Origin of the sequence: Gordonia sp. IEGM753 (assembly GCF_050321825.1) — a bacterium.
Taxonomy (GTDB): domain Bacteria; phylum Pseudomonadota; class Gammaproteobacteria; order Pseudomonadales; family Pseudomonadaceae; genus Aquipseudomonas.
Window position 1 is genome coordinate 2,598,471 of the sequence record NZ_JBNQGB010000001.1, and the last position, 21,929, is coordinate 2,620,399.

Below are 21,929 nucleotides of genomic sequence, written 5' to 3' on the forward strand. Positions count from 1 at the left end.
TCAAACACAATAAAAACAATTCAACCAATAACAATTATTAGCGATCGACAACGCTCTACGGAGGCACGATGGAAATTCCAACCGAAGCCCAAGCGGGGACCGAAGTGTATCCGCTTCGCAAAAGCAGCCCAGGAAAACTCGACTGGTCGACGTTCTGGATCAGTGGTGGTTTCTTCCTGCTGTTCCTGGTGATTGCCTTGATTGACTTGAAAACACTGTCAAGTCTGATCAGCAGTGCATTTGCCTGGAGCACGCATTACTTCGGCTTGTATTGGCAAGTGCTGATGCTCCTGACATTTGCCTCCAGTCTCTACATCGGTTTCACCCGGATCGGCCGTGTGCGTCTGGGCGGCATCAATCATAAACCGACCATCAGCACCTTTAACTGGGTGTCGATGATCATGTGTGCGCTGTTGGCGGGTGGCGGCGCTTTTTGGGCCGCCGCAGAACCTCTGATGCACTTCGTGACGCCGCCGCCTTACTTCAATGCGGTGGCGCACACCGACTCGGCAGCTGTGGCGGCGCTCTCCCAGTCATTTCTGCACTGGGGATTCATGGCCTGGGCAGTGCTCGGCAGCCTGTTGACAGTGGTGTACATGTATTTGCACTACGAGAAAAAACTGCCGCTGATGCCGCGCACCCTGCTCTACCCGTTGCTGGGTGAAAGAGCACTCAAAGGGCCTATCGCGGTGCTGGCCGACGCGTCGGCGATTATCGCCGTGGTTGCGGGCACCATAGGACCCGTAGGTTTTCTTGGGCTGCAAATCGCATTTGTGCTGCATTCGGTATGGGGCGTGCCTGACACCATCACCACACAAGCCATGGTGATCCTGGCGGTGACCACCATCTACACCCTGTCGTGCGTGGTCGGGCTCGGTGGTTTGCGCCTGGTCAGCAAGGTGCATGTCTGGCTGATGCTGGGGTTGGCTGCATTTCTGTTCATCTTCGGACCAACGCTGTTTCTCAGCGAGAGTTTTGTGCAAGGCCTGGCACTGCACGTCACTAGCTTTTTCCAAACGGCGCTGTACCGCGACGACAGCAAATGGCTCAACGGCTGGACGCTGTTCTATTGGGGCTGGTTCATCGGCTATGCGCCCATGATGGGCATCTACGTCGCCAAGGTTTCGCGTGGCCGCAGCATACGTGAGGTGGTTTGCCTGCTGTCGGTAGCGGCACCCATCATCACCATGGTGTGGTTCACTTTGGTTGGTGGCACCGGGATTGGCCTGGAGCTGAACGCACCGGGCAGCGTCATCAGCCATGGGGTTCAACCCGAGGCGCTGCTGCTGGGGGTTGCCCAGGCGATGCCCTTGCCGAATGTGATTTCTGCGTTGTTTCTGTTCTTGAGTTTTTTCTCGGTAGTCACCAGCGCAGGGTCGATGTCATACACCGTGGCCATGGCCATCAGCACCGACCACGGTGAGTCGCCAACCTGGTTGCGAGTGTTCTGGGCAGCCGGCATGGGCCTGGTCGGCGCCACATTGATTACCCTCGGCGAAGGCGGAATCACTGCGTTGCAGTCGTTCATCGTAATCACCGCCGTGCCGGTGTCGATACTGATTTTGCCCTCCATCTGGGATGCCGTGCGCATCGCACGCCAGATGGCACGCGACCAAGGGGTGATTTGAATGGAACTGCGACAACCTGCAACCGTCATGAAAGCGGCGCGCCTGGGCGCTTTCCATCAATCGCGACTGTCGTTCATGCGCCAACTGCTGCGCCGTTTGAAGCGTGAGCAATGGCAATTCCAGCGCCCGGTATGGACCATCAACGGCCAAGGTGTCGGCCGCGCCGTCTATGTGGCGAAGGGGCCTGCGCGCTCGTACAGCCTCGTCGCCTTCGCCCATGACCTCGATCCGGCGATGCGCTCCGACCGGGTCATCGCCACCGCGTGGGATGCCACCTTCGCCTTGTTCGACGGTATTCCTGACGCTGCCGACCTGGATCGCCTGGAAGCGAATGTCCCCAAGCAGGAAGCAGGACGCGTGTCGTCCCGAGAGCTGTGCCTGGCCCGGGCCAATCGCTCGGTTCGCCTGTTCGACCACGTGGTGCAGGAACTGGCTGCGGGTCGTCAGCCAAACCGGGCAGCCATTGATGAAGTGGGTTACTTGATGCGCACCACTGCGGTCTATGGCAGCGGCAAGTTTGGTGCGGCGGACAGGGAATGCATTGCGCAACGCCCTGAGTTGTCTGCGCCGTTTCAGGCGGAAATGCTCACGGTATTTCTGATCAGGGCGTTTACCGTCGACCTAGTGGAACACCTGGCGCGTGCCCGAGCGCCAGACACTTGCGTGATGCTGGAACCCGGCATTCGTCGACGCTTCGGAATGGGCAATTCAACGGGATTGGGCATGGCGCCCTTTCTGCTGAATCACCCGGTGCTGTTGAACAACTGGGTGCTGGCCAGGGAAACCGCACTGCAACGAGTACGGGCGGTGCGCCTTCCCTCGCAGGCGGAGCGCGCCACGTTTGTAGATTTCATGCGCCGAGCCCGGGCCGATGCACAGCAATGGCACTCGGAGCACACATTGCAGGGGCAGCGCGTCAGCCAGTTGCAACAGGACCTGGCGCAGGTGGAACAGCGTATCGCCGACGGCATCCTGCAAGGCGATTATCCTTGGGACGCACTGTACCGCTGGGCCCAAGACGCATTATCGCTGGAGGCACAAGAACAGTTGGTGTCGTTGCTGATGGAGCCCTACGGTCACCTGATCGATGAGCTCGGCGAAACGATGCAGGCCGACGAACAGCTCACGTTCACCCTGGACGGTAGCCTGCGCGTGGGAGCGCTTCGTTCCATTCTTGCCACTCATTATCGCTGGGTCAGCGACATCGATTTTTCCACTGAGCAGAGCCGTTCGCTGTTCTGGTACGTCTCGCAGGAAAAACTCGAACCGCGTATCGGCCAGCGCTTTGCCGAGCCTGGCGAAGCGCTCGAACAGCCCTTGGCCGTGGCACGTGACATCGCTGATTTGCAACAGGCCCTGGCCGGTTTCTCCGATGACACCCGTGTGGCGACGTTTTTGCTGGCGCACCCCGAAACCCGGCATGTGGTGCGGCGCGTGCAGTTGGCGCCGACCTGCCCTTACGCCGATATTCAAGACAACCTGATCGCCCAGACACTGCTGCCGATCGACTTGCTGCGCTGCAAGCTCTCGTTCTTCGGCGCCACCAAGTTCGACCCACGCTCTGATCGTTGGGTACGCATCAACATGTACCAGAACGCGCCCTTCCCCCATGAGTTGAACCAGGTGCCGGCAGACGACTGGTCTTATCCGAGCCTCGACAGTCAGGAGCACACCCGTGAATGCCTCGTTGAATGAAATCGAAAGCCTGTGCAGGAAAGCAGCTCGCGGTGCAGGAATGTCCTGGGGCCTGGCGGAAGAAGCCGGTCAGGCCGCGAAATGGCTTTCAGCCCATGGGCTGAATGGGCCGCAAATACTTGCCGCGCAGCTTCAACGCGATGACGCCATTGCCTACAGCGAGCTGGCGCCGGTGGTTTGCGACAGTGCCTGGCACGGGTCAACCTCGCCACTGTGCCCGTTGATCACTGGCGCGACGCTCAGTGACCACGCCCACTTGCTGCGCACCCACGGTCAGATTCTGCTGAACGACGTCTCGTTTCCGCAGCTTCTGATTCCCTTTGTCAGCGCCATGGCGAGAACGCTCGACAGCGCAATCGAACTCGGCTGGTCGGGGTGCACGTTGCGCTGTGACAGCGCGGGCCACGTGTTCTTGAGCAGCACAGAAAACCTCGGTGAGGAACGTGTCGCACAGGTGAGTTGCACGCTGACCTCCATCGTTGACGACATAACGAACGCGCTCCGAGGGCCGATTTCGGCTATCGCCGAACCAGACCTGACCTATCTGGAAGCGCTGGCCTATCGCACGTACGTCCCTAGCTCCGAATCATCGCGCCTGTCAGGCGCCGGAGCCGGGCTGAGCGACAACAACTGAATCATTCACTTTGACATTCAAACGGATCGACCATGACCTCTTCCATTAAACGAATCGGCACCACCGCGCGCTTCAGCCAGGTTGTGATTCATCACGACACGGCGTACCTGGCGGGCCAGGTTTCTCAATTGACCGAAGGCGATATCACCGAGCAGGCACGGGACGTATTTGGCAAGATTGACGCGTTGCTCGCCAGCATCGCCTCAGACAAGGGCCAATTGCTCTCGGCACAGATCTGGCTGGCTGACATGACGGACTACGACGCCATGAATCAGGCGTGGGACACCTGGCTGGCCGGCGTCGAGACCCCGGTGCGCGTTTGCGTGGAGGCGCCGATGGCCAAGAAGCATTACCGCATCGAAGTGCAGGTGATTGCCGCAGTGGCGGCGTAATCGACTGCGTTTTTCAAGGCTCATTGCCGCTGGCGAGGGTGTTCAAGCCAACGGCAATTCAGACGTCCTACGGCAGTACGCGTTGACGCCTGAGACTGTCCAGCGCATCGGGCAGCGAAGCTTTCGAGTCGGCCCTCTCAGTAAATCCATACCGGTAGATTTTGTTGGTATCGGAAATGATGTCGGTCTCGGTATGGAAAATGAAATCACCGAATGCCCATCCGACCAGCTTCGCCAGATCAGGCTGGATCAAGTTGTGGCGTTCGGCAATTTCCCGCCACAATGCAGCCTTGTCAGGCATGTGCCGCGCAAGCGTCAATGGGATCGGCGAGGCGGTTTGCATGCCCAGGTGACTGGTCGACTGACAGTGATGCCATCACCCTGCGACGCCGCCAGCGCTGCAACGCCTGAAAACTTTCGCACCGAAGAGCGCCTGTGTATCATCGGCGCGGGCCGATGCTGCCCGCCGCTCGCATCCGAAAGGACAGGTGAAAGCATTTCTGCATACCCCACATCCTGTCGCATCTCTTGACAGTCGAGGTTTGGCAACGCGAGCACCAACGTATCTCGACCACAGGAGAAACGATGTTTTCAATCGAACAAGCCAAGCAGATGGCCAAGAAGCTGCGTGTGTCGCTGGAGGCGCGCAACCTGGAGGCGTCTCACTCGACCGCACTGGAACTGGTAGCACAGCAACTGGGCTACAAGGACTGGAATACCGCGGCAGCACTGCTTCCCGACGAAGCGTCCAAATCTGCCATTTCGTTCGACAAGGCGATTCCAATATTGCGCATGTTCGACGAAACCAAGGCGCGTGAGTTTTACCTTGATTTCCTGGGTTTCAGTGTCGAATTCGAACATCGATTCGAAGCCGATCTCCCGCTGTACCTGGGCATCGTCCGCAATGGCCTGCAGCTTCATCTTTCCGAACACCATGGCGACGCCAGCCCGGGCTCAACGGTATTTGTACCCATGCAAAATATCGAGTTGTTGCGCGATGAATTGCTGAGCAAGCGCTACGGTTATGGACGCCCGGAGATCGTTCAGCAGGGCTGGGGTCGGATACTGGAAGTGTATGACCCGTTCGGTAACCGGATTCGGTTCTGCCAGGACTGATCCTGATGTGCGGACCGGGTTTGACCCGGTCCGCGCTGGATCAAGGGACACCGGTAGCCAAGACGTTCGCTCGCACACCCCCGACTTCAGGCATGGATGCGCCGTTGGTCTCGCCAACCAGAACTGTTCGCGCCACGGCATGCGCCTCCAATGTTGACACGAACGCTACAGGACGCTGGGTCCAGAGCAGGCTACTCCCCACAAACGGCGGTCGATATAACCACTGCAGTTTGAAAAAATCATCATTTTAGAAAGCATGGATTTGATGATTGCCAGCTAAAAGTAATACTTGGCCACCAGCTCATATTCATCTTCGCCCGTACTTTCGCCTCGCTTGTTCTTGGCCATGTCGAACTTGCGTTCCAGGCCGATAGCCAGATGGTCATGTAAGGTGATCAAGGCAAAACCAGCCACCGAATAGCCGCTGCGACCGGGACTGTTCTTGTCTGAAAACAGGTTTATCCCGCCATAGGCCTTGAAGAACCCCAACTCACCCATTTCTGGAAATGAATAGCTGCTGTACGACTCCAGCGCTTTTGCTTCGCGATAACCGCTGGCCGTGGCGGCGGACGCGTTCAGGTTGCGGTATTCGCCGTAAACCAGCGCGTGATACCAAGGCGCGTTGGTGTAGGTCAGGCCTGACAACCAACCTTCGACATTCGGGTGACGGGTGTCGAGTTCGCCTTGCGGGTCCACTGTGCGCTCGCTCATTTGAGTACTGCCGTACGCCAGGCGCAACGACCAGTGAGATGAGGGGTACCATACGGTCCCGAGTTGGTAGAGGGCATCACGCGAGCTGTCGACAAAATCGCCTGAACCCACGCTGCCGGGATTGACCGCGTTGTGTACCCGGCCGCTCCCCAAGCCATACATCAGCCCATATTCGAAATCTTGGTTTTTTACCCGGTAGTAGATCGTTTTGTTCGGCCGCGAAAAGCCCAACAACTGGTTGCCACCATAACCGTTGAAAGTGCCTTGGCCTTTAGTGCCGTACCCCAGATACCAATCAGTGATTGAGCCGACCATATCGAACGTCAGTGATTTCTGCTGCCCGACGCTCAACTGCCCCCAGCGTGCGTTGCGTACGAACACGTATTGAAACCGCTTGGTATGAGCGTCGGTATGGTCGTAATAGAACGGATCATAGGACCATTCCTGGCGCATGCCCACGGCCCACTCGGCATTGAGGCGATGGGTGTAGATCATGTTGATACGGTGGCCGATGCTACCGGTGTGACGGCCCTGAATGTAAACCTTGTCATTGGAAGCAAAGATGCCCTGCGCGTGCAACTCCAGACGATCACTGTCGGTGTTGACCAGGTCGATGGCCATGGCCGGCTGAGCAATTCCCAGCACCAGAAGCCATGGCAAAATAAAACGATGACGCACGCAAAAGCCTTGTCCAACACGACTGACGTAGGAAACCATGAGTGAAAGCTCCCGCTGCGCCACCAGGCAATGGCGCAGACGTTCAAGAGAGGTGCGAAGTTAATGCCCGGATATTTTTGTTTTTATGGGTGCAACAATCAGAACGAGACGGCGGTGGTTAACCTCACGTTGTCTGACGCACTGGCGAGCCTTACGCTGCGCTCGCCCCGAGGCAACTCCCACGCCTGAGACTTGACTGCCCAATACTGAAGCTTGCGCAGCGGCACGGTGATGGACACGTCTTTGGTTTCCCCGGCCTTGAGACTCACCCGATCGAAGCCAACCAACGTCTGCGGCGCGAACTCGGCGTCCTTGACCTTCGTTTGCGGTGCGCCCAGATAAAGTTGCGGTACTTCATCACCGGCCACCCGCCCGCTGTTAGTCAGTTTGAAATCGACCTTGAGGTCGCCATTGCCCAGGCGACTGGCTTTCAATGCGCTGTAATCGAAGTGGCTGTAGGACAGCCCGTAACCGAAGGCGAACAGTGGCGCCTTGTGCTGCGACTCGAACCAGCGGTAGCCGATGTTGACGCCTTCGGTGTAACTGACCACACCGTCCAGTTGCTGGCCACGCTCGGGATAACGTGCGTCGGTGGCTGGATAATCCTGCAAGCTGCGCGCCCAGGTAAACGGCAGGCGACCGGCCGGATTGCTGCGCCCGGTAAGGATATTCGCTGTCGCCGGGCCGCCTTCGTCGCCCGTCCACCACATTTGCACGAGTCCTTTGACGTTGCCCAGCCATGGCATGGCGACCGGCGTGCTGGTATTGAGTACTACCACGACGTTGGGATTGATCGCGGCAATTTCCTCGATCAATGCGTCCTGGTCTCCCGGCAAACCGAACTGCGGATCGGTGCGCGCCCAAGCGAAAAAGATCACTTTTTTCGCTTGGCGAGCGGCCGCCAGTGCCTGCGCACGATTGGCTTCGCGCATGGCCGGCGTGACCCACGCCAAGCGCACTTGAATCGGTGCTCCGGAGGTATCGTTATAAGTGCTGACTTCTATCAAGTGTTCACCGCGACTCAGCTTGACCCTGCGCCGCACGTTGTTCAGGCCATCGGTGGTCGGCATCAAGGCATCCTGGCCTGGGTGAACGACGTCGCCGTGCAACGCGTTCTTCAATGAACTGCTTTCACCAATGACTTTCCCGTCCACTTTCAATACGGCGCCAACGCCGAGCATCTGCAGGTTGAGGTCGTAATCACCTTCCTGCTCGATGCTCAGTTGGGTCTTCCAGGTTGGCAAGCTGCCGGCTGGCAAGGCATTGGCGGTCGCGGCGGTGAACGCCAATTGGCCGTCTCGTTGAACTTGCCCGTTCTCGACTCGGACCCAACCGGGCTTGCCCTCAAACGATACGCGGTCTGTGGCAATGGCAACGCCGGTCATGTCGTTGGCCACTGCCACGTTGATATCGGCATTCGGTTCGAGGCTGCGCAATGCATTGGCCGGGCCGACCTGCAACTGCGGCATGCCGATCGCATGCTCGGCAGAAACCCCCAACGCCACAGGCTGCAAAGCTCCGGGACCGATCATGGCCAGGCCTTTGAGATCGTCCTTGGTCAGCGGCAGCACTGTGTCCTGGTTTTTCAGCAGCACCGCCGAATGCTCGCTGGTCCTGCGCACAATCTGTGACAGCCCGGCGACCATCGGCGTCGACTGGGGTTGATGGCTGCCCTTGTCCAATAGACCGAAACGCTCGATTTGCCCCAGAACACGTCTGGCAGCCTTGTCGACGTCCTGTTCCCTGACGGTTTTATCGCGCAACGCTTCAAACAGGTTGCTTGGTTTTTCGTCATTGGGAAACTGACCGAGCAGCACGTTCGGCCGCTGGCCTACCATCCACTCTTCCGGCATCGGGCGCGCGAACACCTTTTTCATACTGCCCATGGAGGTGTGCAGCGCCGGTTGCTGTTGCTCGGTGTTGTCGTAATAGGAGCGCATGATGTCCCAGAATGGGTGTTTCTCGTCGATGCGCCCGGGCATTTCCATGTCCATGCCCCTCTTGATGTACTGGGCACTGTGCACGCCGCCCCAGTCAGACGTGACGAAGCCTTTGAAACCCATCTGGTCACGCAAGGCGTGCTCAAGCAATTGTTCGTTGCCGCAGGCGAACTCACCGTTGAGTTTGTTGTAGGAGCACATGATCGAAGCCACGCCGGCATCGATCGCGTCCTGGAATGGCGCCAGGTAAATTTCATGCAGCGCCTGCTGCGGGATGCTGACATCAAAACCGGTCATGTCGTAGCCAACCAAATGCTTGGCCTGCGCCATGACGCCCTGGCCCTGGATGCCCTTGATGACTGCGGCGCCCATGCTGCCGGTCAGCAGCGGGTCTTCGCCATAAGTGTTCCAGCCACGACGAAAGCCTGAATCGCGGAACATGTTGATGAAAGGCTCAAGCGCTACATCAATGCCCAGGCGATTGGCCTCCTCGCCAATCACCACGCCGTTATCAAAGGCGTCCTGCTTACTGAAGGTGGCCGCAAGGCCCATGGTCGACGTCGGAATGATCGACGCCTTGCGGGTCAGAATGCCCGGCGGACCATCCGCCAGGCGCAAGGCCGGTATTCCAAGACGCGGAACACCGGGCAGGTAACCAGCCTGGCCCTGGTTGGTGCTGTCATCTTCGGTCATGCCGCGGATGAGGTTGAATTTTTCGTCAAGGGTCATCTTTTTCAGCAGCGCATCCACCCGGGCCTGGTCGGCCTCGGGGCGAACCTCAGCGGCCATAGCCATGGCTTGGCCCGCCAAGGTTGAACACAACACAGCCGCCGCCACTATCGACAGTCGGAAAAAGCCTGGGCGAACACGCCCGCACCGCGCAAACGAGGTAGTCATGAATAGCTCCGTCACTTCTGGGTTAACGTTGAGTAGGCTCGTTGACGAGCATCAGGCCGAGCAGGGAAACCAGCCCGCAAACGATCAGGTAAAACGCTGGCGCGCTGGGGTTGCCGGTGAGTGAGATCAGCAGCGTGCAAAAGAACTGCGCAAAGCCACCAAACAGGATGCTGGCCGTGGCATAGGTCACCGAGAGACCGGTCGCACGAACCTGGGCCGGGAATATTTCTGCCAACAACACCAGCGAAGGCACGGTGTTGCACACCAGCAGCGCGGCCAGGATGCCCGCCACCGTCACCAGCATCGGCAACGTCGGTGAGTGTTGCAGCAGTACGAACGCGGGGTAGATCAACAGCAACAACGCCACCCGTGACCAGACGATCATTCGCTTGCGTCCCCATCGGTCACAGGCACGTCCGGACACCACCGCCAACGCCACTTGCACTGCTCCCGCCATGCACCCGGTCCAGATCCCTGCCGACAGCGGCAGGTGCAATTGCGCCACGGCGAAGTTGGAAAGGTAATGCAGAATCACGTAGGAACCCGAGGTGCCACCGATGGCGATCAAGATGCCGGCCACCAGCGCACGTTTATGCTCTCGCCAGCTCAAGCGGTGACTGACGTCACGCTTCACCTGATCACTTTCCTCAAGATGCCGGCGCATGTACGAACCTACCGGGATCACCAGCAACCCGATCACAAAGGGCAGCCGCCAACCCCAAGCCATGACCTGTTCTTCGCTCAGCGCGTAGTTCACGCTCAAGCCAACGACTGCACCGAGCAACACGCTCAGCCCCTGGCTGAAGAATTGCCAACTGGTGAAGTAACCACGTTCGTGGCTGCAGGCCTTCTCCATGAGGTAGGTCGTCGACGCTCCCACTTCACCGCCAATCGCGAAGCCTTGCAACAGCCGAGCGAAGACGATCATCAGCGGCGCCGCTATACCGATTTGGGAATAGGTAGGCGTCAATACAAAAATCAGCGAACCCATAGCCATCAGCCAAAGGGTCAGCACCATGGCTGCCTTGCGCCCTACCCGATCGGCATACTGACCGAGCAGGATGCTGCCCAGCGGGCGCATGAAAAAACCGATGCCATAAGTGGCGAAGGCCAACAGCAGTTGGTTGGAACCCTCCATGGGGAAAAATTGCTTGCCTATTACCGTGGCAAAGAAGCTGTAGACGGTGAAGTCATAGAACTCCAGGCCGTTGCCGAGGGTGACGGCAGCGATATTCTTTCTGCGCCCGGGTTGCGGGCGAGCCGTTAAGCGCCCGGACACGGCAGGCGCTGCAGATGAGGTATGTTCCATTGAGTCCGGGCCTCAAACAACAGGAGTTGGATGCTTGAGCATTTTTTCCACCAGTTTCACCCAGTAGGACGCGCCCACCAGTAGGCACTGATCGTTGAAATCGAACTGAGGATGGTGACACATGACGCTCTCGGCACTGTCGCCATTGCCGATGATCAAGTAGGAGCCAGGGCATTTAGCCAACATGAAGGCGAAGTCTTCACTGCCCGTAAGTGGACGCATATTGTCGATCAGACCCTCCTCCCCGACCCATTCCAGGGCAGCACTGCGAGCGAGTTCGGTTTCCTGCTCATCATTCACCAGTACCGGATAACGCCGGTTGTAATGGACCTCTGCGTCACCGCCATAACTCTGTGCAATGTGCTGCGCCAGGGTCGTGATGCGCGATTGCAGGAGGTCGCGGGTGTCGGCTCGCAACGAGCGCACGCTGACTTGCAGCCTGGCCGACGCGGGTATCACATTGGCTGCAGAACCTGCATGAAGGGAGCCAACACTGACGATTGCCGTATCCAGTGGGTCGATGTTGCGCGACACGATACTTTGCAGGCACAGGGTCAAGGTGGCAGCAATCACCACCGGGTCCACCGTTTTGTGGGGCACCGCGCCGTGCCCGCCCACACCTGTCACGGTAATCGTCGCTGTGTCGGATGAGGCCATGAACGGGCCCGAGAGAAAGCCCAGTTTGCCCAACGGGAATCCTGGCATGTTGTGCATGGCGAAAATCGCGTCGCACGGGAATAGCTCGAACAAACCTTGCTCGACCATTTCACGAGCGCCGCCCAAGCCCTCTTCGGCGGGCTGAAAGATAACATTCAAGGTGCCGCTGAAGCGTCGAGTGCTTGCCAGTACCTTGGCCGCTGCCAATAACGTTGCAGTATGGCCGTCATGCCCACAGGCGTGCATCTTGCCTTGCTGAGTGCTGGCGTATGCCAGGCCGGTCTCCTCCACGATTGGCAGCGCATCCATGTCCGCGCGCAAACCGATGCGAGGCCCGTCACCGTTCCGCAGTTGCCCGACTACGCCGGTCCCCGCCAAACCTCTGTGCACCTGAAAGCCCCAAGCCTCCAGTTTTTGCGCCACCAGATCACTCGTTGCAAACTCTTCGAAGCCCAACTCCGGGTGCGCATGAATAGCGTGCCTGATCGCTATCATCTCATCCTGAATCTGTTCGATCTCTGCGAGAATCGCCATTTTTATTGTCTCCTCAGACTGGATATGGATCTGATTCTGACCCGTATTGACAGGATGAAAAGACAACGTTTAGGCTCGATGACAACTTTTAGTTGTCATCAGAGGCGGCATGAAGACCAATCAATTTTCAGCGTTGGTGGCGGTAGCGGAAACCGGGAGCATACGCAGTGCGGCCAAATCGGTAGGCCTGACTCAGGCTGCAATTACCCGAACCTTGCGTGAACTTGAACAGCAGCAAGGTGTGGAACTGCTGGAGCGCACTCATACGGGCGTGCGTTTCACCGAAGCCGGCAAAAGCCTGCTACACCATGCACGATTGATTCTCAGCGAAATCGAAAAAGCCAAGAGCGATTTGAACCTGATCCGCAGTGGCCAAGCCGAACGCTTGCGCATGGCCATTTCGCCGTTTATCAACTTCACTTTCTTGCCGGAGTGCCTAAGCCTTTATCAGCAACGCTACCCACATGTATTCCTTGAAGTGTTCGAAGGCCTGCATGGTATTTCGTTACCCCAACTTCGAGACGGCTATCTGGATTTCGCGGTGATCCAGGCCAGTAATTTCATCGTCGAGAACGAGTTTTCGATTGAACCGCTGTTTTCCTATCAGGCTCACGTCGTGGGGCGTAAAAACCATCCACTGCACCATTCCACCTCCATCGACGAACTCAATTCGATGAAGTGGCTGGCCAACTACCCGCCGTCGCTGCACAGTAATTTCATCAGCGATCTGCACCGGGAGTTTCGCCTGTCACCACCACCAAGCCATGTGGTGAGCGTGCACTCAGCAGGGATTTTGTTGCCGGTGCTGTCGCAAACAGACTCGCTGACCGTACTGCCCGATCTGCTGCTTGAATCCGAATGTTTTGCGACAGCAGTGGCGCCCTTGAGCGGGTTCAAAGACTCCAAATCCAGGATCCTCGGCGTGGTCAGCCGACGGAGTAACGTGCGAAGCAAGGCCGCCAATGCCTTCATCGAGATCTTGCAGCAGGTGATCAAGCAACACGCCAGGAACCCTAACTCCTCGTACAGCAAAATGCTCTCGCCAAAAGACCTGTTTTTTTGACCCATTGCCTTAGACAGCGAGCGCAACAACTACTACGCGAGGGGCTCTACTACGGCGACCCTCGCAATGTGATGCTCACGACGCGCTGGGATTTCTGACACGTTGATGGTCGTTGATCACCCATGAACAACAACCACCAACCCCTCTTCCGCAGCTGGCACCTGGAAGTAGCGGGTGATCAGATCGAACTCGGCATCGGTCGCGGCGAAATCGTGATCGCCCGCAGCGTTGCGCGCATGCAATCTGGCTCGGCAAGTGTCGTCATCCACCACCAGGTAATGCAGGCAATGCTGCGCATCGGCGCTGTCTGCAAGGCTGCGCAGCCACTCGCGGTCCGCGACGGTATTCGCCGGAAAATCCAGCACCACAACAACACCTGCGCGCAGCATGCCAGTCACTAGCGGCCCAAAGACTTCGCGAATGCGCCGCGCGCATCGAAGGTAATCGGTCACCGAATGGATCTCTTGCGGATAGAGCTTCGACAGCCATTGATCTTCGCTGAGAATAATGGCGCCGTGCTGCTCGGCGAGCGCTTTTGCCAGCGTCGATTTACCCGAGGCGATCTTGCCGCACAGTAGGTGCAGGGTCGTTGCAGTCATTGGATTCCTTCCTTTTGGCGAGTCATGGACGCTGTTCATCCACCAGCGAAATCAGACGCGGCGCCATTGAGGTCGCAAGGACGTCAATCACCGCCAGCGTGACCGGCAGTTTAAAACGCCGCCGCCCCGCGCTGCCAGGATTGAGATACAGCTGATCGCCGCGCCATTCGATACGCGGTGTATGCGAGTGGCCGGTAATCACCAGTTTTACCGGCGTATCGACCAGGTCCGGTACATCCGCGATGTCATGCACCAGCAGTGCCTGCCATCCATTTAGGTTGAAACGAAGAAGGTCCGGAAGATTTTCCGCCCACGGTGCTTCAAGGTCATTATTGCCCCGCACCACATGCAGCGGCGCAATGGCCGCCAGTTGCTCCAGAATGTCCGGGCTGCCGATATCGCCGGCGTGAATAATCCGCTCACACCCCTGCAAGGCAGCCAGAGCCTCGGGGCGCAGCAAACCGTGAGTATCGGAAATCACGCCAACTTTCATGCAGTGCTCCACAGCAAATCTTAACGCTTCGTTCAGTGGGTCTGGAGTGTCTCGGCACTGGGTTGCGATCCAGGGCCGGAGGCGTCAGCGGTGCCGGCCAATAATTCCAGGTATTCGCCAAAACCGCCTCGGCATTTGTAATCCTTACGGGCACTGGTGACCACAGGATTTGTCGCCGTCCAGACGATACGGGCACGGGTGCGCTCCAGCGCTGCCACCAGATGAACATCCTCGTGAGCGGTCAGGTGCTGGAACCCGCCAGCATTGGTGTAGGCCGTGGCGCTCATTCCCAGGTTTGCGCCATGGATATGCCGATGATCCTCGGTAAACCTGTAGTGCTCCAGGTACCTGGATCTGACCGTTTCACCATGCTCACCCCAATTGTCGACCTCGACCGTGCCGCACACGGCATCGGCCATGAAGCCAACCTGACGCGCGAGCCAATCATGAGGCACTACGGTGTCTGCATCGGTAAAAGCCAACCACTCGACGCCTGAGTCCAACAGGTGCGCGGCACCGATTGCCCGGGCCTGGCCGACATTCTGGAACGACACCTGAAGAGCATCGACCTCTTTGGCCGACACCAGGTGAGCGGTGTTATCCGAACAGTCGTCGAGCACCACCAACACGCGAACCGGACGCCCTTCAAGCGCCGGATGGGCTGAGGCAAGCAGGATCGAGGTCAGGCACTCGGCGATGTGCTGTTGTTCATTGTGGGCGGGTATCACGACACCAATCATTGATGCCTCCTCAGGCTGCCAGAGTTAACGACTCGAGCAGTCGACACCCACGTTCAGCATAAGGTTTAAAGAATCTTCATGGCGCCGTGAAGCATCAAGACGCCAGGCTCAGCGCACGATGCCGTGGCCTTGAGAAAATCGTCAGGTGGGCACGGTATCTGTCGCACCCTCGGCATCGGTTTTCATGGCTGTCGATCAATCGGCCCTGGGAACAGTGAACCGAAATTCGGTGCCACACCCTACTTCACTTTGCGCCTCGATACGTCCGCCATGCGCTTCAACGATACCTTGCGTGATGTAAAGACCCAGCCCGGACCCCGTCGGATTACCTTCCTTGACCGTCCAGTAGCGATCAAACACGTGCGGCAATTGATCCTGTGGAATCCCCTCACCGGTATCACGCACGCTGAACACAATGTCATCGCCTGCGGACATGGCGACTACGCCGATCTTGCCGCTGCGAGGCGTGAACTTGATGGCGTTGCCCACCAGGTTCGACAGCACTTGGAACAACCGCTCGGGGTCGGCGTGGATGGTGAGTTGCGGCTCGGCATGGAAGGAAATTTCGATGTCCTTGTCCAGCGCCAATGGCGAAAGCAACGATTGCGCCTCCTCGAACATCTCGACCACCTCAAGGCGCTGGGGCGAAATGCTGTAGCGCCCGGCGTCAATCTTCGAGGTGTCGAGTAAATCCTCGAGCAGCGTATTCATGCGCCCGGCAGCCTGCTGCATGGTATCGATGGCGGTGGAGATACGTCGGGAAGTGTGCGGCCCTTCAGAGCTGAACGCCTTCTGCATCATCCCGCAGAGCATTGAAATGACCGTCATCGGGTTGCGCAAATCGTGAGAGACCACCGCCACCAGGTCATCCCGGGCCTGCACTGCGCGCTGCTCGCGCAATACCTGACGCGCCAGGTCACTTTCCAGCGCCGAACGTCGCAGGTCATTAGCCGCAAACAGATCGCCATGGCTCCACTTACTGGAAATCCCGGCCATTTCCACTTTCCATATCTCGAACGACGTGCGTGGGCGCAGGCGCATTCCGGTGTCGGAGTCTTCAAGATTCAGTGGTTTGTTGGGGTCACCGCTCCAGTTGATGTTCTCTTTAACCTCGGGACGAAACCACAGCACACCGTTATCGACCGGTTTGGGCAGGCTCATCGCAAGTACACCGCTGGCGACGTGAGTGAAGTGTTCGGCAGGCGGGTAAACCTGCGACAACTGATGACTGGCAAAGACCGTCTGCGAAGATTCCTGCAGCCATTTGTGCAGCGCACGAATTTCGTCAGCTTCGGGGCAATTGCCGTAGCGATGCAGTTGCTTGTCTTCGATGATCGCCACGCCTGTGGCATTGGCCAGCGCCATCAGCAACTCAGGTTGCTGTGCCAAACCGTCAAACACATTTTCCTGAGAGTCGATCATCGCTTGATTTAGCAGGGCAAGCGTCTCGACCTTTTCTTCACGCTGACGACTGACCTCCAACGCTTCCATCGCACTGATCTGCAGCGACAACACTTGGCCGATGGTTTGGCAGGCGCTGCGTAGTTCATGCGGAACATGCAGTGGCTGGCGGTTGCCACAACTGATCAACCCCCACAATTTGTCACCCTTGAGCAACGAAATGCTCATGGACGACAACACGCCCATGTTCTTCATGTACTGGCAGTGAATCGGCGACACGCTGCGCAAGCTGGCGAAGCTCAAATCCAGTGGTTGCCCGGTATCGGGACGCAGCTTGGGCACCAGGGGCACCGGCTGATAATCGGCATCGGGAATAATCCGCAGCCAATTGGTGCGATACAGCTCCCGCGCTTGCTCGGGAATGTCCGACGCCGGGAAAAACAGGCCTTGGAACACTTCCATCGAAGGCGACGTGGCTTCGGCAATGACTTGCCCGTGACCTTCCTCCTCGAAACGATAGATCAGTACCCGGTCATAGCCGGTGATCGACTGGATCTCCTGGACGCTGATTTCATAGAGGGCCTGCAGGGTTTTCGCCGCTTGCAGGCGCTGCAGCATGCGTCCCAGATTGTTGGTTTTGGCGTTTTCGCCAAGCGCGCCATGGCTGTCTGCCTGAACCTCCAGTTCCAGTACCAACACGCCCTGATGCCGATGGACAAACGCTTCGAACGTAGAGCCGTTGAGCTTGAAATACATCGCCGCGATATCCAGCGGATTATCCTGTTGCGCAGCCTCTTTGACCTGAAGCACATAGGCGTCGCCGATCAACACCTGCAACTGCGCGCCAACGATGTCCATCGGCAGCCGACCCAGCAACGTTTCAACGTTGGCGCTGATCTGCAGGATGCGCAAATCAGGCTCGGACAAGGTCAGCAAGACTCCGTGGGGCTGGATGGCGCCGGGCGTACGAATCGGTTCATCGTCACAATTGGCCAGCAGTTCTTCAAAGGCGTCTTTGTCTAACGGATTCATAGCAGTACCTCGGTCTTTTCCAGCCAGCGTTCAAAGCAGGCAAATGTGTGTTGGGCGGCGCTCACGACGGTGTTTCGCGCTGTTTCATCAAGTTCGCACGTGGCCAGGTAGTCAGTGAATTCTCGCCAGCGCCTGCCGGTGGCAGCGCCATAGAAATCAAGAAAAGCCGCGCCATTGTGAGCATCAAGCTGTAATCGGCCCGCGATCTCGCGACGCAGGATTTGCCCGCCGAGCGTGGCGCCTTCCAGCACGTACAACACGCCGAGGCAGGCTTGCGCAGAATCGGCAGCAGGCAGCGATTGGCACAGCGGTAAATCGGCAATGTCGCGCTCGCTCAGCCCCAGCGCCTGCAGGTCGCGGCACAACGTGGGAGTCTTGAATCGCTTGGCCAAATCAACGTCGTGCGCAAGCGTGCCGCTCGTTCGCAGACGCTGTTCCAACGGTTGATAAAAGCCGTAATACGCCTGGATAAGACGCCGGTAGTGAGCGTGGTCCAGTAATGGCGAGAAGAATGGCAGACGTTTCTCAAGCGCAATGTGCAACTGCGCCGTTCCAGCCCGCAGGTTCTGAAGCAGTAAGGAGACGCCGACAGGGCGGTCGTTTGATTGCATGTATAGGCTCTAGCGGTCGGGCCTCATCACGGCCATTGGGCGAACGAAAATTATCCGCCAAGGGTACACCGAACGGGTTATTGGCAAAAAGTGCCCTGCCGGATGGGTACCCCTGACGAATTTTTTTACAGCTTTGCCCTCCGATTCATGCGCCTCGGAAAAATTCAAAAAATCTCCGAAAAACACGGCTTGGTCTCCACAACGGCGAATAATCAGAGACGTAGACGGCAATGCTTCTCATTGATTTCGGAGTGGGATTTTATTGCTCACCACTCGGCATGCGCGTATGGGAGCCGTCACATCAAACGCTTACAATTGCGGCTCATCACCGCATATCAGGCAGGCCTCACCGTAAATGGCGCTCGACCCTCCAACCATTCTGGTTCTAAGTATTGCCCTCGCAGCGGCTGCCGCACTTTACCTGGCGGTCGAATGGGGCAGCGTCCGGGAACCGTCGCTGCTGTTCTGGAGCGCCGGTTTTGCCACCATCTCCGTGGGTTCCACCCTCGCTTTGCTGCGCGGGGCCGGCCTGCTGCTGATCGGTATCTGGTTCGCCAACGGCCTGCTGGTAGTGGCCCATTGGCTATTCCTGCTGGGCGTCGCACGTTTTACCCAGGCACGCCTGTCGCCTGCCTGGTACCTGATTTTTGTCGTGTGGCTGGCAATGTTGTTATTGCCAAGCGAATTGCCGTGGTCAAAGGTCATGCTGCTGGTCAACTCATCGCTGGTTGCCTTGACCTCCCTTAGAGCCAGTTTTCTGCTGCGCCCGCATGGCAGGTCATTGAGCGTGGGTGCGGTGCAGTTGCGTTATGTGCTGTTGCTGCACGGGATTTTTTATGTGGCCAAGGCAATCACGGTGATCATCCCCGGCACCCTGATCGACCTCGCGGCCTTTCGTGGCGAGATCATTCAGGTCTCTTTGGTGGAGGGCACAATAGCGATCATGCTGATCGCACTGTCGATGACCGGCTCCGAGCGCTACCGACGCGAGAAGCGCATCGCGCGGCTGGCGGCACGAGACCCGTTGACCACGCTGTACAACCGCCGCGCGCTTGAGGTCCGGGCACCGCGCCTATTGCATGAAGTTTCCAGTGTTCGCCCAGGCGCCCTGCTGCTGATCGATATCGACAACTTCAAACTGGTCAACGACCTATACGGGCATACCGCTGGCGACCAACTGCTGGTCGCACTCAGCGAAATCATCCGTTCGGTACTGCCCAACGGTGCGCTGGCAGCGCGACTGGGCGGCGACGAGTTCGTCATCCTGTTGAACCACGCATCGACTGCGCACGTCGTGGAGTTGGCCAAGACCTTGCGCGAGCAGTTTGGAAAGACTGCCGCCCAGACATTTGCCACGCCCGTGGCGGTCACCCTGAGCATCGGCGCCAACGTGTTCGACCGCCCGCCTGCAAGCCTCGCGGCATTGATCGAACAAGGCGATGCGGCGCTTTACGAATCCAAGCGCGGTGGACGCGACAGTGTTCGTCTGGTCGATCGGACAGTCGCGAGTGGCGAGCCGCAGCGCACGCCCTGACACGCCGCGCTGAATGCCTCGCCGTAACGCCATTGGCGCGACAGCAGGCGGGAACACCGCAGGTTAAATCAGCCAAATCAGCTAATCTCAATAAGCAGTTCCACTGTGCAGGAGGTTGGCAATAATGAAGCTCAAACCCTCACTTGCAGCCCTGATGATGACTACCAGCCTGTTCGGTTGCGCCTCTTCATCTAACCCCAGCGTGTACGTGCCGTTGGTCGCTACTAAACAGAACACCGGTCAAATCGGCAATGTCACGTTAGCCAGTTGGGACGACAAAACCGGATTCAGTTTTTTCGTCAGCGGTGCTCCAAGCGGCAGTTCACTGCCCTTGCGTCTTTACGCCTTCATTAACAAGGGCAGTTGCCAGCAACCCGGCCCGGTCGCTTACGCAATGAACGATCAGGTCATCACTGAACGCCAGGCCATTCGCGGCTGGACCTTCTCCAGAAGCGCCCCGGTGCAACTGTCGGTGCTGTTGTCCGGCGAATACTCGGTGGTCGTGCGCAATGCTCCGGACAGTGGCAGCATCGATATTTTTTGCGGGGATATTGCGCGTCAGGCAGCGAAACAAAGCGGATAGCTGACCCGGCTCTGCGCATACGCAATGCAAAAAACGCCCAAACGCCCAAGAGACTTGCAGAAAAAACCTCGCGCCTCATAAAATGATAATCAATCCCAATTACACTTTGAGCCGCGACATGCCCAGCAATAGCCCGTTGAACCAACAGGTGAAGTTTTTTTACCAAGCGCATCACCGTTGGCTGTTGGGCTGGTTGCGCCCACGCGTTGACTGTCGTGAATTGGCCGCCGACCTGGTACAGGACGTGTTCATCCGCATCCTCAGTGCCAAGGATGCGGATGCTCAACTGCAAGCGGTGCGGGAACCCAAGGGTTACCTGGCAACCATTGCTCGGCGGCTGATGATTGATCATTTTCGACGCGCACGCCTGGAACGTGCGTGGTTGCAAGCACTCGCCGAACAGGCCGATGCCGTCACCATCAGCGAAGAAACTCGCGCGATTCTGCTGGAAAGCCTGTGCGAACTCGATGCGATGCTGGCCGGCCTGGGGCCCAACGTGCGACGTGCGTTTTTGTTATCGCAACTGGACGGCATGACCTACAAGGCGATTGCCGCGCAACTGGACATCTCGGTGGTCACCGTCACCCGCTACATTGCCAAAGCTACCCAACATTGCCTGCTGTTCAGCCTGGGGCTTGCGGACTCATCACCATGACTGCGCTGGACGCCCGACAAAGACTGGCATTGGAACAGGCCGCGAACTGGTACAGCACGCTTCAAAACGAAGAAGTCACGGCCACCGAACAACGAGGCTGGGAAGCCTGGCTGCAAGACAGTGCAGAAAATCGCTGGGCCTGGGAACACGCTCAAGGTTTGCAACAACGCCTGCGCGGTCTTCCGGCAACGCTCACCGGGCGCGCCCTGAACCTGGCCGATCAGGCCGGACACAGCGGTCGACGCACGCTGCTCAAGGGTTTTGTCCTGGCGTTCGGCACGGGCGTGCTGGGTTATGGCGGTTACCGCCAGGCAAGCACCGCAGGCTGGATGGCCGATTATCAAACCGGAACCGGGGAGCAAAAGAAGGTCGTGCTCGCGGATGGCTCGCAGCTGCACATCAACACCGACAGCGCGGTAGACGTGAGGTACAACGCCGGCCAACGGCGCTTGACGCTGCACAAGGGCGAAATCTTGATCAGCACCGCTCCCGATCCTGAAGGCCGGCCGTTTTTCGTGGACACCGCACAAGGCCGCATCCAGGCGCTGGGGACACGGTTTTCTGTGCGTCGCGAAGACGGCGTTTCAAGCGTGGCGGTGTTCGAGCATCAGGTTCGCATCAGCCCCATCGCCGGCACACCGCTGATACTCGATGCCGCCAGCCAATGCACGTTCCAGGCTCATCATGTCGGCCCGCCTGAACCAGTGACGTCCGGCCAGGATGCCTGGACCCGAGGCGTGCTGGTGGCCAACGATCAACGACTGGACACCTTCCTGGCACAACTGGGCCGCTACCGCGCAGGCTGGCTGCGCTGTGATCCGGCGGTTGCAAGCCTGCGCATCAGCGGGGCCTTTGCGGTGCAAGACACCGACCAGGCGTTGCAAGCACTGACCACCAACCTGCCGGTGCGCCTCGAAAGAACCACTCGCTACTGGGTCACGGTGTTGGCGCGCTAAATTAATGTGATGTAAATGATAGGTTTTCTCGT

Annotated in this window: 20 protein-coding genes; 10 read left to right on the forward strand and 10 right to left on the reverse strand. The window is 58.3% G+C overall.

The annotated features are described in order from the left end of the window. Positions 1 to 68 precede the first annotated feature (68 nt). From ACQR3R_RS11625 to ACQR3R_RS11640, 4 genes are read left to right on the forward strand one after another with little or no spacing between them, the layout of a single operon-like run. Positions 69 to 1,628 (forward strand): BCCT family transporter, encoded by a 1,560-nt coding sequence (locus ACQR3R_RS11625; protein ID WP_428272304.1) that lies wholly within the window; start codon positions 69 to 71, stop codon positions 1,626 to 1,628. Next, positions 1,629 to 3,323 carry a hypothetical protein gene (locus ACQR3R_RS11630; RefSeq protein ID WP_428272305.1) on the forward strand — a complete coding sequence of 565 codons (1,695 nt, stop codon included), beginning with the start codon at positions 1,629 to 1,631 and terminating at the stop codon, positions 3,321 to 3,323. After that, complete coding sequence (locus tag ACQR3R_RS11635) at positions 3,304 to 3,957, forward strand: DUF3726 domain-containing protein (RefSeq protein WP_428272306.1); 654 nt, start codon at positions 3,304 to 3,306, stop codon at positions 3,955 to 3,957. The genes ACQR3R_RS11630 and ACQR3R_RS11635 overlap by 20 nt, the downstream gene beginning before the upstream one ends. 32 nt (positions 3,958 to 3,989) lie before the next feature. Beyond that, positions 3,990 to 4,349: a Rid family hydrolase gene (locus tag ACQR3R_RS11640; RefSeq protein WP_428272307.1), complete on the forward strand. Its 360-nt coding sequence runs from the start codon at positions 3,990 to 3,992 to the stop codon at positions 4,347 to 4,349. A 67-nt stretch (positions 4,350 to 4,416) separates the two neighbouring features. Here the strand turns inward: ACQR3R_RS11640 and ACQR3R_RS11645 are convergent, their stop codons facing one another. Then, a complete protein-coding gene (locus ACQR3R_RS11645; protein ID WP_428272308.1) occupies positions 4,417 to 4,692 on the reverse strand; it encodes a hypothetical protein in 276 nt (91 codons plus the stop codon). Positions 4,693 to 4,934: 242 nt separating this feature from the next. Here ACQR3R_RS11645 and ACQR3R_RS11650 point away from each other — a divergent pair, with 242 nt between their 5' ends. After that, positions 4,935 to 5,465, forward strand: coding sequence for a glyoxalase superfamily protein (locus ACQR3R_RS11650; protein WP_428272309.1), 531 nt, complete (start codon positions 4,935 to 4,937; stop codon positions 5,463 to 5,465). Between the two features lie 276 nt (positions 5,466 to 5,741). Here the strand turns inward: ACQR3R_RS11650 and ACQR3R_RS11655 are convergent, their stop codons facing one another. The 4 genes from ACQR3R_RS11655 to ACQR3R_RS11670 form a co-directional block, all read right to left on the reverse strand. Continuing rightward, entirely contained in the window at positions 5,742 to 6,893 is a 1,152-nt protein-coding gene (locus tag ACQR3R_RS11655) for a porin (protein WP_428272310.1), read from the reverse strand. A 98-nt stretch (positions 6,894 to 6,991) separates the two neighbouring features. Continuing rightward, entirely contained in the window at positions 6,992 to 9,730 is a 2,739-nt protein-coding gene (locus ACQR3R_RS11660; RefSeq protein ID WP_428272311.1) for a glycoside hydrolase family 3 C-terminal domain-containing protein, read from the reverse strand. A gap of 22 nt (positions 9,731 to 9,752) precedes the next feature. Continuing rightward, positions 9,753 to 11,039: an MFS transporter gene (locus ACQR3R_RS11665; protein ID WP_428272312.1), complete on the reverse strand. Its 1,287-nt coding sequence runs from the start codon at positions 11,037 to 11,039 to the stop codon at positions 9,753 to 9,755. Between the two features lie 12 nt (positions 11,040 to 11,051). Beyond that, a complete protein-coding gene (locus tag ACQR3R_RS11670) occupies positions 11,052 to 12,230 on the reverse strand; it encodes an amidohydrolase (protein WP_428272314.1) in 1,179 nt (392 codons plus the stop codon). Positions 12,231 to 12,339: 109 nt separating this feature from the next. Here ACQR3R_RS11670 and ACQR3R_RS11675 point away from each other — a divergent pair, with 109 nt between their 5' ends. Then, positions 12,340 to 13,293 carry a LysR substrate-binding domain-containing protein gene (locus ACQR3R_RS11675; protein ID WP_428272316.1) on the forward strand — a complete coding sequence of 318 codons (954 nt, stop codon included), beginning with the start codon at positions 12,340 to 12,342 and terminating at the stop codon, positions 13,291 to 13,293. Between the two features lie 116 nt (positions 13,294 to 13,409). Here ACQR3R_RS11675 and ACQR3R_RS11680 read toward each other — a convergent pair whose 3' ends face one another. The 5 genes from ACQR3R_RS11680 to ACQR3R_RS11700 form a co-directional block, all read right to left on the reverse strand. Continuing rightward, positions 13,410 to 13,892: an AAA family ATPase gene (locus ACQR3R_RS11680; protein ID WP_428272318.1), complete on the reverse strand. Its 483-nt coding sequence runs from the start codon at positions 13,890 to 13,892 to the stop codon at positions 13,410 to 13,412. Positions 13,893 to 13,914: 22 nt separating this feature from the next. Beyond that, positions 13,915 to 14,385, reverse strand: coding sequence for a YfcE family phosphodiesterase (locus ACQR3R_RS11685; RefSeq protein WP_428272320.1), 471 nt, complete (start codon positions 14,383 to 14,385; stop codon positions 13,915 to 13,917). A 32-nt stretch (positions 14,386 to 14,417) separates the two neighbouring features. Then, positions 14,418 to 15,125: a glycosyltransferase gene (locus ACQR3R_RS11690; RefSeq protein ID WP_428272322.1), complete on the reverse strand. Its 708-nt coding sequence runs from the start codon at positions 15,123 to 15,125 to the stop codon at positions 14,418 to 14,420. A 195-nt stretch (positions 15,126 to 15,320) separates the two neighbouring features. Next, on the reverse strand, positions 15,321 to 17,558 hold the full coding sequence (locus ACQR3R_RS11695; protein ID WP_428272324.1) for an ATP-binding protein: 2,238 nt from the start codon (positions 17,556 to 17,558) through the stop codon (positions 15,321 to 15,323). Next, positions 17,555 to 18,169, reverse strand: a complete 615-nt coding sequence (locus ACQR3R_RS11700; protein ID WP_428272326.1) for a biliverdin-producing heme oxygenase — start codon at positions 18,167 to 18,169, stop codon at positions 17,555 to 17,557. The genes ACQR3R_RS11695 and ACQR3R_RS11700 overlap by 4 nt, the downstream gene beginning before the upstream one ends. A 355-nt stretch (positions 18,170 to 18,524) precedes the next feature. On the opposite strand from ACQR3R_RS11700, the gene ACQR3R_RS11705 reads away from it, so the two are divergent. The 4 genes from ACQR3R_RS11705 (at position 18,525) to ACQR3R_RS11720 (ending at position 21,897) form a co-directional block, all read left to right on the forward strand. Continuing rightward, the gene (locus ACQR3R_RS11705) at positions 18,525 to 19,703 is read left to right on the forward strand and encodes a diguanylate cyclase domain-containing protein (RefSeq protein ID WP_428272328.1); all 1,179 of its coding nucleotides are present in this window, start codon (positions 18,525 to 18,527) and stop codon (positions 19,701 to 19,703) included. A 124-nt stretch (positions 19,704 to 19,827) separates the two neighbouring features. Further along, positions 19,828 to 20,286, forward strand: coding sequence for a hypothetical protein (locus tag ACQR3R_RS11710; RefSeq protein ID WP_428272329.1), 459 nt, complete (start codon positions 19,828 to 19,830; stop codon positions 20,284 to 20,286). A 118-nt stretch (positions 20,287 to 20,404) separates the two neighbouring features. Further along, entirely contained in the window at positions 20,405 to 20,941 is a 537-nt protein-coding gene (locus ACQR3R_RS11715; RefSeq protein WP_428272330.1) for a sigma-70 family RNA polymerase sigma factor, read from the forward strand. Next, entirely contained in the window at positions 20,938 to 21,897 is a 960-nt protein-coding gene (locus tag ACQR3R_RS11720) for a FecR domain-containing protein (protein WP_428272332.1), read from the forward strand. The genes ACQR3R_RS11715 and ACQR3R_RS11720 overlap by 4 nt, the downstream gene beginning before the upstream one ends. The last annotated feature ends 32 nt before the right edge of the window (positions 21,898 to 21,929 follow it).